A 12,722-nucleotide genomic window follows, 5' to 3' on the forward strand; every position below is an offset into this window, starting at 1 on the left:
AAACAGCAGGAATAAAATAACCGTCATCGAAACTCAAATGTCCCAACGGAGGAGCAGGAACATGGCGAAGACCTATCGGATCGCGGTCATACCCGGCGACGGCATCGGTGTCGAGGTGATGCCTGAAGCGATTCGCGTGCTGGACACGGTAAAAAAACGCTTCGGTATCGAGCTGGAGTATCAGCACATCGAATGGGCGAGCTGCGACTACTACGCGAAGCACGGCAAGATGATGCCGGACGACTGGAAAGCGCAACTGCAATCCGCCGACGCGATTCTGTTCGGCGCGGTCGGCTGGCCCGACACGGTGCCCGACCATATCTCGCTGTGGGGCTCGCTGCTGAAGTTCCGCCGCGAATTCGACCAGTACATCAATCTGCGCCCTGCGCGCCTCTTCGCCGGCGTGCCTTCGCCGCTCGCGGGCCGCAAGGCGGGCGACATCGATTTCTGGATCGTGCGCGAAAATACCGAGGGCGAATATTCGTCGGTGGGTGGCGTGATGTTCGAAGGCACCGAGCGTGAGTTCGTGCTGCAGGAATCCGTGTTCACGCGGCACGGCAGCGAGCGCGTGCTGAAGTTCGCATTCGATCTCGCGCAACGGCGCGAACGCAAGAAGATCACCGTGGCGACCAAGAGCAATGGCATCGCAATCAGCATGCCGTGGTGGGACAAATGCGCGGCCGGCATCGCGGCGCAGTATCCGGACGTGACGTGGGACAAGCAGCACATCGACATTCTCTGCGCGCGCTTCGTGCTGAACCCGGACCGCTTCGACGTGGTGGTCGCCACCAATCTGTTCGGCGACATCCTCTCCGATCTCGGTCCTGCCTGCACCGGCACGATCGGCCTTGCGCCGTCGGGTAATCTGAATCCGGACCGCAAGTTTCCGTCGCTGTTCGAACCGGTGCACGGTTCGGCACCCGACATTGCCGGCAAGAACATCGCCAATCCGATTGCAATGATCTGGTCGGCCGCGATGATGCTCGATTTCCTCGGCAATCACGAGGGCAAGGAGCGCGAGGCGCACGACGCGATTCTCGCCGCGATCGAAGCAACGCTGATCGAAGGTCCGCATACCGGCGACCTCGGTGGCAAGGCGAACACTACGGAAGTTGGCGAGGCCATCGCGGCCAAACTCGCCTGAGCCTGTCGATCCCAATTCTCTGCGAGGTCACTTTCGAATGAGCACCGAAGCCTATCCTATCGAAGTCGCATTCCCCGATATTTCGGTTCACGAACAATCGTCATCGGGTATTGCCTACGTTCATACGTTCGACTCCGGTGAACCGGGTCCGCATGTGATGATCAACGCGCTCACGCACGGCAACGAAGTGTGCGGCGCGATCGTCGTCGACGAACTGTTGCGCCGCGCGTTAAGGCCGCGTCGTGGACGCCTCACGCTCGCCTTTGCGAATGTCGCCGCCTATCGGCGCTTCGATCCCGCGAAACCCGACGCGGCGCGTTTCGTCGATCAGGACTTCAATCGCGTCTGGACCGCGGCGGCACTCGACGATACGTCGCGCACGTCGAGCGAACTGGCTCGCGCGCGCGAAATGCGCCCGGTGATCGACACGGTCGACATGCTGCTCGATCTGCATTCGATGCATGAAAAATGCAAGCCGTTGATCGTGGCGGGACCGCTGCAAAAAGGTATCGACCTTGCGGTACGGCTCGGCACACCCGCCACGGTGATCTGCGACGAGGGCCATCCCGAAGGCCGCCGCATGCGCGATTACGAAGGCTTCGGCAACGCGGACAGCACGAAAAACGCGTTGCTGATCGAATGCGGCCAGCACTGGGAACGCAGCGCGGTTACCGTGGCGCGCGACACGACCGCGCGCTTCCTGCTGCTGGCCGGCACGATCGACGAAGCCGATCTGCCGGACGGCTGGCTCGCACCGCTGCCGCCTGCCCAGCAAATCGTGCGCGTGACGCAGCCGGTGGTGGCGACCAGCATGGACTTCCGTTTCGCGGCGCCCTATACCGGCCTGGAAGCGTTTCCGGATGCCGGCGCGGTGATCGGCTGGTCGAACGGCGAAGCGGTGGTCACGCCTTACGACAATTGCATGCTGGTGATGCCGTCGCTGCGGCAATTGCGGCCCGGGGTTACGGTCGTGCGGCTGGGCAAGATCGAACGAACCGTGCCGAATACCGGCGCGAGTACGAACTGATACACGATCACGATTGGCCGATGAATCGGCTCGAGCACATTCAAAAAGGTAACGTGAAGATGAAGGTACAAAGCATCAGGCAAAGCGTGAATCTGCAGAATCTCGAGGACTGGGGCACGGCAGGACTGCCCGGCACGACGCCGCTGCAGATCTCGGGCGTGCAACGCGTCATCAAGGGCAGTGAGGCCGTCGACACCGGTATTTTCGAATGCACGCCAGGTACGTACCGCCGCGCGATCAAGCAGGCCGAAGTCATGCACTTTCTCGCGGGGCGTGGGCGCTTCACGCCCGATAACGAAGAGACCGTCCATTTTGAAAGCGGTGACACGCTCTTTTTCGAAGCCAATACAGAGGGACTTTGGGAAGTCGAAGAGACTATGCGAAAGGTTTATGTGATTTTTTAAGCAACGCCTGAAAGAATGACCTGAGCGCCGCGTCCCGGCGCTTGCCTACCCCGCTCCCTTCTTTGCATTCCACGCCCAGCGCAGGTTGCGCCGCGGCATCCACAGCCGTTCCGGCGCCCCGCCCCCCCAATTCGACGCGCATCTACAACATGCTCGGGTAATCCCGCGTTGCTCCTCATTATCAAACTGCTTACAGTGCCGCTTGTTCGCATAAAGAATCACAGTTCTATATACGAACAAAACTGATAAAAATTTCGACGACCGGGTCGCCCAGATCCTCTCGCAGGTCAGGCAGGTCGAATTGGAGAGCTCCGCATGAATCGCAACATCACAATGACCCGGATCGCTTGCGCGATCGCAACGTTGGCCAGCACGTCCGCATTCGCACAAAGCAGTGTCACGCTGTACGGTATCGTGGATACGGGTATCGGCTATGTATCCAGCCAGGCGCCGTCTCTCGGCTCGACTTCCGGCGGCAGATCCGCCGTCAAGATGATCAACGGCGTGTGGGCCGGCAGCCGCTTCGGCCTGAAGGGCGGAGAAGATCTCGGTGGCGGCACCAAGGCCATCTTCCAGTTGGAATCCGGTTTCAATTCCACCACCGGCGCACAGCAATATACGAACGCGATGTTCGGCCGCCAGGCCTGGGTCGGCGTGACGAACCCGACCTGCGGTACGTTCACCGCGGGCCGTCAATACACCGCGTACTACACGCTGCTGTCGCCGTATAGCCCGACCACGTGGCTAACCGGCTACTACGGCGCGCACCCAGGCGACGTCGACGCACTCGACACGATCTACCGCGCCAACAATTCGCTGGTCTATACATCACCGAAACTGTACGGCTTCACGTTCAGCGGCTCGTATTCGGTGGGCGGCGTACCGGGCAGCCTGAACCGCGGCTCGACATGGAGCGGCGCGATCCAGTACCTCAACGGTCCGGTTGGCGTCGCAGTCGGCTTCATGCGCATCAACAATTCGACGCTGGGCGGCGGTGCGTACGGCGCGGATTCGACCGTGTCGAACAACGGCGCGCAACCGGGCGTCTCGGCTGTCACCAACGGCTATCAGACGGCACAGGCGCAACAGCGCTTCGCGGTCACCGGCGGCTATAACTTCGGTAACGGCTGGGACGTGTCCGCGGCATACTCGAACGTGCAGTACATTCCGGGGGTGGGTTCGAGCTTCCGCGATACGGCGATCTTCAATACGGCCGGCGTCGTGCTGCACTGGAAGCCGACGGCCGCATGGGACTTCGCGACCGGCTACAGCTACACGCGCGCCACGAAGGCGAACGGCATCACGAGTTCGGCACAGTACCAGCAGGTCAACCTGTCCGAGTACTATGCACTGTCCAAGCGCACCGGCCTCTATGCGCTGCAGGCGTTCCAGCGCACCAACGGCAACACGCTCGGCACGGCGGGTTCGGGCCACGTCATAACGGCCACCGCTACCATCGGCGACGGCTTCCAGAGCGCGCCGTCGTCGTCGCGCAGCCAGTTCGCCGCCGGCGTGGGCATCGTGCATCGCTTCTAAGCGGCGTACGATCGTAAAAGAAAGAAAAGGCTTGCCGCGACGGCAGGCCTTTCAGCATTCAGCAGTGAGGAGACCAACATGAGCCGCAGCACCGCCGTGAACGTTCAAACGTTTATCAACGACCATCCCTTCTCGCCGTTCCAGTGGCTCATCTTTTTCATGTGTTTCATCATCGTCCTGCTGGACGGTTTTGACACAGCGGCGATTGGCTTCATTGCACCGTCGCTGATCTCCGAATGGGGCATCACGAGACCGGCGCTCGCGCCAGTGCTCAGCGCGGCGCTGTTCGGCCTCGCGTGCGGCGCGCTCGGCTCAGGTCCGCTGTCCGACCGGCTCGGCCGGCGCTCGATGCTGCTCGGCTCGGTGCTGCTGTTCGGTGTGGCCTGCTTCGCCTCGGCGTTCTCGAACAGCATCGAACACCTGACCATCCTGCGCTTCGTCACCGGTGTCGGCCTCGGCGCGGCCATGCCGAACGCCGTAACGATGATGGGTGAGTACTGCCCGGATCGCCGCCGCGCGACCGTGATCAATCTGATGTTCTGCGGTTTTCCGCTGGGCGCCGCCTTCGGCGGCTTTCTCGCCGCGTGGATGATTCCGCACTTCGGCTGGCGCAGCGTGCTGCTGCTCGGCGGTGTCACACCGCTGTTGCTGCTGATCGTGCTGGTGCTGAAGATGCCGGAATCGGTCCGCTACATGGTGGCCAACAGCCAGCCGGTCGAACGGATTCGTGCCGCGCTGGCGCGTATTTCGAGCGAAGCGGCGCAGGCCGGCAGCTTCGTCATGACCGAAACCGCACCGCAAACCGGCGGCAAGGGCATGAGCGTGGTGCTCTCGCGGTCGTACATCATCGGCTCGGTAATGCTGTGGATCGCCTACTTCATGGGTCTCGTGATCTTCTATGCGTCGATCAACTGGATGCCGATTCTGCTGAAGGATGCCGGACTCACGCCGCAACGCGCGACGCTGATTTCCGCATTGTTCCCGCTCGGCGGCGTGGGCGCCGTGCTGTGCGGCGTGCTGATGGACCGCTTCAACGCGAACCGCATCATCGCGGCCTGCTACGCGCTGACGGCGGTGAGCGTGTACTTTATCGGCCAGGCGGTCGGCAATGTCGGCGCGCTGGTGTTCATCGTGTTCGTGGCGGGTGTGCTGATGAATACCGCGCAATCGTCGATGCCGGCGCTTGCCGCGGCGTTCTATCCGACCCAGGGCCGGGGCACGGGCGTGGCCTGGATGCTGGGGATCGGCCGCTTCGGCGGGATCGCGGGTTCGTTCCTCGTGGCCGAGTTGACGCGCCGCCACTTCACCTTTGGCGGTATCTTTGCGATGGTCGCGATGGCGGGTCTGATTTCGTGCGTGGCCTTGCTGATCAAACAGGCGGCACGCCCGCATGTGGTGGCGGAGGCTGGAGCGAAAACGGAGTCGTTTGGACATTGAAAAGGTGAGTGAGGCACGGGTGAAAAGCACCGCGCCTCACTTCCCGATACACTACGCCGTTATTTGATTCGTGCGGTTGCCGCGATGGGAAATACCACCGCTTTTGCGCCGTCGTCCATCTAACGACAGGACTCCAGTAATGAAACGCGTAGCTGTATCGGCCCTGCTCGCGCTGTGCCTCGCTCAACCTGCGGTTGAAGCCGTCGCGCAGACGGTCAGCAATCAATGTTTTGCAATCGGCGACATTGCCGGTCAGGTAGCGTCGTGGCGCGCACACAAGAAGACCAAAGCGCAAGCGCTCGACCAGGCGAAAAAATATTACACGAATGAAGCCGACCGCCAGGCGGTCTACGGCATCATCGAGAAAATCTACCGCCCCGGCGCCCCGCATATGACACCCGATCAGGCCAGCATGGCGTTTACCTCGGAGTGTGCGGACCAGCACAAGGCGCAGGCAGCGGATCATTGACCCCGGAACTCAGCGCGGCTTTACGTGCTTCGATACTACAGGCGCGGGAAGCCGCCTGTAACGACGACACTGCGTAGCGCCGCCACAGCAGAAAATGCTGTGGCAACCCGAAAATAACGCTCCGCGCACCGTCAACGCCCCCATGCGATGATTTCATCCACTGCGGCGTGCGCGTAGCATCAATCTGCCAGTCGACCAGATCGACCGTATGTGTGCGGCCGCGCCGCCGCATCGACGACCCACCTCGCCTCGTCCAGAAGCCCTCGAAGGAGCAACCGATATGTCTCTCGCTTTGACTCGTCACGACCTGATTCACCCGCACAACCTGATCGACGGCAAGTGGGTCGACGCCGCCGATCGCGCCCGCTTTCACGTCACCAACCCGGCCACCGGCGACTTGATCGTCGAAGTCGCCAACAGCAGCGCCACGGACGCGCGCGCCGCCACCGACGCCGCCGCCCGCGCCTTCCCCGCGTGGCGCGATAAGCTGCCGCGCGAACGCGCCGAGATTCTGCGCCGCTGGCACGCGCTGATCGTCGCCAATACGGAAGACCTCGCGAAACTGATGTCGACCGAACAAGGCAAGCCGCTCGCGGAAAGCCGTGGCGAAGTCGCCTACGGTGCGTCGTACGTCGCCTGGTTCGCCGACGAAGCGACCCGCATTTACGGCGATCTGATCCCGCAGCAACAGCGCGGCAAACGCATGAGCGCCGTGAAGGAACCGGTCGGCGTGGTCGCGGCGATCACGCCATGGAATTTCCCGCTGGCGATGATCGCGCGCAAGATCGCGCCCGCGCTCGCCGCGGGTTGCACGGTCGTGGCCAAACCCGCGGAAGACACGCCGCTCACCGCGCTCGCGCTGGCAGCGCTCGCTCAGGAAGCGGGCTTGCCGGACGGTGTGCTGAACATGCTGTCGGCTTCGCGCGAACAGGGTATTGCGGCGGTCGCCGACTGGCTTGCCGACGCGCGCGTGCGCAAGATCACGTTCACCGGCTCCACGCCGGTCGGCAAGCACCTCGCCCGCGAATCGGCCGGCACGCTGAAGAAGCTGTCGCTGGAATTGGGCGGCAATGCGCCCTTCATCGTCTTCGACGACGCCGACCTCGACGCCGCGGTCACCGGCCTGATGGCCGCCAAGTTCCGCAACGGCGGCCAGACCTGCGTGTGCCCGAACCGGGTCTACGTGCAATCCGGCGTATATGCACGCTTCGCCGATCTGCTCGCGCAGCGCGTCGGCGCGTTGAAAGTTGCACCCGCAACCGATCCGGACGCGCAGATCGGCCCGATGATCAACGAACGCGCCATCGACAAGATTGCCCGCCATGTAGAAGACGCCGTCAAACACGGTGCAAAAGTGCTGACAGGCGGCAAGCGCCTGGCCGAACTCGGCCCAAACTACTATGCGCCGACCGTGCTGACCGATGCAAAGGACGGCATGCTCGTCTGCTGCGAAGAAACCTTTGGTCCGGTCGCGCCGCTGTTCCGCTTCGATGAGGAAGCCGAAGCGATCCGCCTCGCGAACGACACGCCGTTCGGCCTCGCTGCGTATTTCTATACGCAGGACGTACGGCGCATCAATCGCGTGGCGAGTCAGCTCGAAGCGGGCGTCATCGGCATCAACGAAGGCGCGGTGTCGAGCGAGGCCGCGCCGTTCGGCGGCGTGAAGGAATCGGGTTACGGCCGCGAAGGTTCGAAGTACGGGCTCGACGATTACATGTCGATCAAATACACGTGTCAGGGCGGACTGGATTGACGGGTTCCCGCCGGTTCCTGCCGGTTCCTTCACTTAGCGCGCCATCCCATCCGACCTCACGCCTCGCTTCACGCGGGGCGTGAGCGCTCAGTCAGCCCCCCGCCGTCACCCTTCCCTCGTCATGCACCCCATTCATGACGCTCATTTTTGTCCCTAATTTGACCGGGTTTTCTCGCGGTTCCATGGTTCGGCCATGCCTGCCGGATTCGTAGCGCCGGAGTTCTATTTCCTGCCGCCGCTTCTCACCATGCTCGAACAGAACGCGCGCGGCATCCGCATCGAGATCGCGAACTTCCCGGTAGACTGGGTCAGCGCCGCCATGCACAGCGGCAAGATCGATCTGGCGCTCGGCTATGTGCCGGGTCTCGATCCGGGTTGCGTCAGCAGGACGCTCCTTGTCGACGAACACGTCTGCGTGGTGCGGGCAGGCCACCCGCTGCGCAAACAGAAGCCGACCAAGGAGAACCTCGCGGGCTTGCGCTGCGTGTACGCCAGCACCAACGCGACCGGGCACAGAATGGTCGAGCAATGGCTGGAAGAGCTGAATCTGCGCCGGGATATCGTCTTGCGCCTGCCGCATTTTGTGGTGGCGCCCGAAATCGTTCAACATACCGATCTCGCGGTCATTTTCCCGAGGAGGGGCGGACCCGGGCATTGCATGGCTCCTCGATGTGATTTACACCCTGTTCCATCGGCCTTCGGCCGACACTGAGGCGAAACCTGTATGAATCTTCGGGCTTTACAGTGCTTTGTGATCCTGGCGGAAGAACTCAATTTCAGCCGCGCGGCCGAGCGGCTGCACATCGCTCAGCCCGCGCTCAGCCAGCAGATCCGCTCGCTGGAGGAACGGCTCGGCACGCAACTGGTCGATCGGGCGCGGCGCCCGTTGAGTCTGACCGAAGCCGGCCACTATCTCTGCACGGAGGCGCGTCAAATACTGGGTTCGTTGGAACAGGCGAGTCTGGCGACCCAGGAGATCGGTGTCGGCCGGCGCGGTTGGCTCAGCATCGGCTTCACGCGCTCGTCGATGTACAGCATCCTGCCGCCCGCGCTCAAGGCATTTCACAACGCGTTCCCGCAGGTCGAACTCAAGCTCTTCGAGTTGCTGACCGAAGAACAAACCGATGCGTTGCGCGACATGCGCATTCACATCGGAATCGGGCGGCAGCCGCTCGCGGTTGAGGGTTGCACCTCTTATCCGCTACTGCGCGAGCGCGTCATGGTCGCGCTCGAAGCGGGTCATCCGCTTGCCGCGCGCAAGACCGTGCGGATTGCCGATCTCGCCGATACGCCGTTGATTCTGTATCCGAAGCACCAGAACGCACAGTTCAAACACTCGGTGCAAACGCTCTATCGCGATGCGGGCGTAACGCCGGTCATCGCTCACCAGGCCTACGAAATCCAGACCGCGATCGCACTCGTGGCCGCGGGTCTGGGCGTCACGTTTATCGGCGAATCCGTTGCACGGCATGGACGCGCCGACGTCGTGTTCCGTCACCTCTCCGGTCCCGGTTCGTCATACCGCTCCACGCTCGCCGCCACCTTCCGTACCGACGACGCGTCGCCTCATCTGCGTGCTTTTCTCACCTGCCTCCCCGCCCCGCTTGCCGACGCGACACTATAAGCAAAAGCCTATACAAGCATAAGCAAGCAGTCTTGGACTCCGTGTAGAGGCGTTCTTATCATGAAGGTTCTGCTTTAGCCGTCAAAATGCGCGGCTAACGGGACACTGCCGGCGTTCGATCCGGCAGGCCAACTATAGGAACGCAGCCACGGCTCCGGCCGTCGCGGCACGGTAGGAGACAGCATGACCTCATTCGACGAAACCGCAACCATGCGCAAGGTGTACGGGCGACTAATGCCCCTGCTCTTCGCGATGATGTTCTTCAATTATCTGGACCGGATCAACATCGGTTTCGCCGCGCTGGACATGAACAGGCAACTGGGTTTCAGTCCAGCCGTGTTCGGCTTCGCGGGCAGCATTTTCTTCTTCGGCTACATGCTGCTAGAGGTACCGAGCAACCTGCTGCTGCATCGGGTCGGCGCGCGCCGCTGGATTGCGCGCATCCTGCTGACGTGGGGCGCGGTCGCGGCAGCCACCGCGTTCGTCTTCAACGATTCGAGCTTCTATGTGCTGCGCTTTCTGCTGGGCGTGATGGAAGCAGGCTTTTTGCCGGGCGTGGCGGTCTATCTGACCAAATGGTTTCCGGAACGTTACCGTGCCCGCGCGGTGGGCGGCTACATCATCGCCGGTTCGTTTTCGGCGGTGCTGGGCGGTCCGCTCTCGACAACCTTGATGACTTACGCCAACGGCGTGTTCGGCTTGCAGGGATGGCAGTGGATGTTCATTCTCGAAGGCCTCCCGGCGATGGCGCTGGGTCTGCTGACGCTGCGCATCATGACCGAACGTCCGGCCGATGCCAACTGGCTCTCCGACGAAGAAAAACATTGGCTCGAAGCGACGCTCGCCGCCGAACGCGAGACGGTGGGCGGCAACACCCATTTTCCGCTGCTGCGCGTGGCGAGCGACATTCGCGTCTGGAGTCTCGCGTGTCTGTTCGGCTGCGCGCTGGTCGGCATCTATGGCCTGTTCCTCTGGCTGCCGCAGATCGTCAAGAGCCTCGGTCATCTGAGCAATATCGAAGTCGGTTTTCTGTCCGCCGCGCCGCCGCTGCTCGGCGTATTGGGCACCTTCCTGATCAGCCGCAGTTCCGACCGCACCGGCGACCGCAAGAAGCATCTCGCCTTTGTGTACGGCATGAGCGCGCTGGCGATCGCCGGCAGCGCTTACGCGCCGAATCCCGTGATCGCGTATGCCCTGCTGTGTCTGACCGGCCTGTTCATCTATGCGGGCAATCCGCTGTTCTGGAGTCTGGCGTCGTCGTTCAGAACCGGCGCCGCGGGCGCCGCGACGATCGCGCTGATCAACACCATCGCGCAGTTCGGCGGCCTGGTCGGCCCCTGGAGCATAGGCCTGGTGCGCAATGCGACCGGCAACTTCAAGCTGGCCCTGCTGACCATCGCCGCGTTTCTGGTGGTGGCGACGATCATTGCACTCGTGATGCGCGTCGCGCCGGCCGAAGATGAAAGCACCTCGCTCGCGGCCGGCGATCCGGCGGCCGGCGACCCGGCGGCCCGCACCTGATCCAAGCATTCACAAGCACACCCAACGGGTTTTCAATATCATGATTATCGATTGCCACGGTCACTACACCACCTCGCCGCCGCAGCACGAGGCCTGGCGCGCGCAGCAGATCGCCGCGCTGAAAGACGGCGCTTCACCGCCACCGCGCCCCACGATTACCGACGACGAAATTCGCGAGAGCATCGAAACCGGCCAGATCCGCATCCAGCGCGAACGCGGCACCGACCTCACGATTTTTTCGCCGCGCGCCGCCGGCATGGGTCACCACCTCGCCACGGCCGAGGCCAACGCGGTCTGGTCGAGCGAATCCAACGACCTCATTCATCGCGTGGTGTCGCTGTTTCCGCGCAACTTCGTCGGTGTGTGCCAGTTGCCGCAGGCGCCAGGCGTGGCCCCAGCCAATTGCATCGCCGAATTGCGGCGTTGCGTGGAAGAGCTGGGCTTCGTCGGCTGCAATCTGAATCCGGACCCGTCCGGTGGACACTGGTCGGGACTGCCGCTCACGGACCGCTCCTGGTATCCGCTCTATGAAGCGATGGTGGACCTCGACGTGCCGGCGATGATTCACGTGTCCTCGTCGTGCAACCCGAATTTTCATGCGACGGGCGCGCATTACATCAATGGCGACACGTCCGCATTCATGCAGTTGCTGCAAGGCGATCTGTTCGCAGACTTCCCGAGTCTGCGCTTCATCATTCCGCACGGCGGCGGCGCGGTGCCTTATCACTGGGGGCGCTACCGCGGACTCGCGCAGGACATGAAGCGGCCGTTGCTCAGCGAGTACCTGATGAAGAACGTGTTCTTCGACACCTGCGTGTATCACCAGCCCGGTGCGGAACTGCTCGCCAGGGTGATTCCCGTCGAGAACATTCTGTTCGCGTCGGAAACCATCGGCGCGGTTCAGGGTATCGATCCGGAAACCGGCCACTACTACGACGACACGCGGCGCTACATCGACGCAATCGAATGGCTCAGTGCCGCGGATCGTCAACGTATCTACGAAGACAACGCCCGCGCGGTGTACCCGCGGCTGTCGCGTCAACTCGAACAGCAATTCGCCACACAGGGGGCAACAGTATGAATTCCGCAATCAATCCCATCGGTTGGCGCGAGTACGCATCCGCGCCCCAGGCCAATCCGGCCACGCTCGACGCGTTGCGTGAACTGGCGGTTTCGCTGCTCAGCGACAACATGGCGCGAGCGAGCGGCATGGTCGGCTTGCGGCCGTATCATCAGCCGAAGCCGATGGCGGGCACCGCGGTCACCGTTCACACCCGCCCCGGCGACAACCTCGCGATCCACCGCGCGTTCGACTTTTGCCGGCCGGGCGACGTGCTGGTCATCGACGGCGCCGGCGAACTGACTCAAGCGCTAATGGGCGAGATCATGGCCAGCTTCGCGGAGAGCCTGGGCGTGCAGGGGCTCGTGATCGACGGGGCGATCCGCGACGTCGGCGCGCTGCGTCAGCGCGACTTCCCGGTGTACGCGCGTGGCGTGACGCATCGCGGACCGTACAAGAACGGACCGGGCGAAATCAACGTGCCGGTCACGGTCGGCGGAATGGTGGTTCATCCGGGCGATCTCATCGTGGGCGATGAGGACGGTTTGCTCGCGATCTCGCCTGCGGACGTCGAAGCGGTGATCGAAGGCGCACGACGGCAGCATGCGAAAGAAACCGCGGCGTTGAAATCGATCGCGAATGGATCGTTCGACCGTTCGTGGGTCGTGCCGCAGCGCGACCGGATGATGAACAACTGACTTCACGCGCGGCGCGTGAGCGGGCATGATGCTGAGGATACGGTCGCAT

General features: G+C 62.8%; 11 protein-coding genes and 1 pseudogene. All 12 read left to right on the plus strand.

Going from position 1 to position 12,722, the window contains the following annotated elements:
• Positions 1-61 precede the first annotated feature (61 nt).
• The 12 genes and pseudogenes from HWX91_RS12240 (at position 62) to HWX91_RS12295 (ending at position 12,673) form a co-directional block, all read left to right on the plus strand.
• On the plus strand, positions 62-1,144 hold the full coding sequence (locus tag HWX91_RS12240) for a tartrate dehydrogenase (RefSeq protein WP_028194011.1): 1,083 nt from the start codon (positions 62-64) through the stop codon (positions 1,142-1,144).
• Between the two features lie 37 nt (positions 1,145-1,181).
• Positions 1,182-2,171 (plus strand): M14 family metallopeptidase, encoded by a 990-nt coding sequence (locus HWX91_RS12245; RefSeq protein WP_028194012.1) that lies wholly within the window; start codon positions 1,182-1,184, stop codon positions 2,169-2,171.
• Positions 2,172-2,230: 59 nt separating this feature from the next.
• Positions 2,231-2,575: a cupin domain-containing protein gene (locus HWX91_RS12250; RefSeq protein WP_028194013.1), complete on the plus strand. Its 345-nt coding sequence runs from the start codon at positions 2,231-2,233 to the stop codon at positions 2,573-2,575.
• Positions 2,576-2,890: 315 nt separating this feature from the next.
• On the plus strand, positions 2,891-4,111 hold the full coding sequence (locus tag HWX91_RS12255; protein ID WP_028194014.1) for a porin: 1,221 nt from the start codon (positions 2,891-2,893) through the stop codon (positions 4,109-4,111).
• A gap of 78 nt (positions 4,112-4,189) precedes the next feature.
• Positions 4,190-5,548 carry an MFS transporter gene (locus tag HWX91_RS12260; protein ID WP_028194015.1) on the plus strand — a complete coding sequence of 453 codons (1,359 nt, stop codon included), beginning with the start codon at positions 4,190-4,192 and terminating at the stop codon, positions 5,546-5,548.
• Between the two features lie 139 nt (positions 5,549-5,687).
• Complete coding sequence (locus tag HWX91_RS12265) at positions 5,688-6,017, plus strand: hypothetical protein (RefSeq protein WP_028194016.1); 330 nt, start codon at positions 5,688-5,690, stop codon at positions 6,015-6,017.
• A gap of 280 nt (positions 6,018-6,297) precedes the next feature.
• Entirely contained in the window at positions 6,298-7,770 is a 1,473-nt protein-coding gene (locus tag HWX91_RS12270; RefSeq protein ID WP_028194017.1) for an NAD-dependent succinate-semialdehyde dehydrogenase, read from the plus strand.
• Positions 7,771-7,987: 217 nt separating this feature from the next.
• A pseudogene (locus tag HWX91_RS12275) lies at positions 7,988-8,498 on the plus strand (LysR substrate-binding domain-containing protein); the annotation flags it as partial.
• Positions 8,495-9,394 (plus strand): LysR family transcriptional regulator, encoded by a 900-nt coding sequence (locus HWX91_RS12280; RefSeq protein WP_028194018.1) that lies wholly within the window; start codon positions 8,495-8,497, stop codon positions 9,392-9,394. The pseudogene HWX91_RS12275 and the gene HWX91_RS12280, both read left to right, overlap by 4 nt.
• A 183-nt stretch (positions 9,395-9,577) precedes the next feature.
• Positions 9,578-10,915, plus strand: coding sequence for an MFS transporter (locus HWX91_RS12285; protein ID WP_028194019.1), 1,338 nt, complete (start codon positions 9,578-9,580; stop codon positions 10,913-10,915).
• A gap of 40 nt (positions 10,916-10,955) precedes the next feature.
• Positions 10,956-11,996 carry an amidohydrolase family protein gene (locus HWX91_RS12290; RefSeq protein ID WP_028194020.1) on the plus strand — a complete coding sequence of 347 codons (1,041 nt, stop codon included), beginning with the start codon at positions 10,956-10,958 and terminating at the stop codon, positions 11,994-11,996.
• 8 nt (positions 11,997-12,004) lie between these two features.
• Positions 12,005-12,673 carry an RraA family protein gene (locus HWX91_RS12295; protein WP_028194021.1) on the plus strand — a complete coding sequence of 223 codons (669 nt, stop codon included), beginning with the start codon at positions 12,005-12,007 and terminating at the stop codon, positions 12,671-12,673.
• Positions 12,674-12,722: the final 49 nt, after the last annotated feature.

Origin of the sequence: Paraburkholderia fungorum (assembly GCF_902833645.1) — a bacterium.
Classification (GTDB): domain Bacteria; phylum Pseudomonadota; class Gammaproteobacteria; order Burkholderiales; family Burkholderiaceae; genus Paraburkholderia; species Paraburkholderia fungorum.

Excerpts from the sequence above, each read along its gene's own strand:
- HWX91_RS12255 (WP_028194014.1), top strand. The coding sequence starts at position 2,891 with ATGAATCGCAACATCACAATGACCCGGATCGCTTGCGCGATCGCAACG.
- HWX91_RS12240 (WP_028194011.1), top strand. The coding sequence starts at position 62 with ATGGCGAAGACCTATCGGATCGCGGTCATACCCGGCGACGGCATCGGT.
- HWX91_RS12290 (WP_028194020.1), top strand. The coding sequence starts at position 10,956 with ATGATTATCGATTGCCACGGTCACTACACCACCTCGCCGCCGCAGCAC.
- HWX91_RS12285 (WP_028194019.1), top strand. The coding sequence starts at position 9,578 with ATGACCTCATTCGACGAAACCGCAACCATGCGCAAGGTGTACGGGCGA.
- HWX91_RS12270 (WP_028194017.1), top strand. The coding sequence starts at position 6,298 with ATGTCTCTCGCTTTGACTCGTCACGACCTGATTCACCCGCACAACCTG.
- HWX91_RS12245 (WP_028194012.1), top strand. The coding sequence starts at position 1,182 with ATGAGCACCGAAGCCTATCCTATCGAAGTCGCATTCCCCGATATTTCG.
- HWX91_RS12250 (WP_028194013.1), top strand. The coding sequence starts at position 2,231 with ATGAAGGTACAAAGCATCAGGCAAAGCGTGAATCTGCAGAATCTCGAG.
- HWX91_RS12260 (WP_028194015.1), top strand. The coding sequence starts at position 4,190 with ATGAGCCGCAGCACCGCCGTGAACGTTCAAACGTTTATCAACGACCAT.
- HWX91_RS12265 (WP_028194016.1), top strand. The coding sequence starts at position 5,688 with ATGAAACGCGTAGCTGTATCGGCCCTGCTCGCGCTGTGCCTCGCTCAA.
- HWX91_RS12280 (WP_028194018.1), top strand. The coding sequence starts at position 8,495 with ATGAATCTTCGGGCTTTACAGTGCTTTGTGATCCTGGCGGAAGAACTC.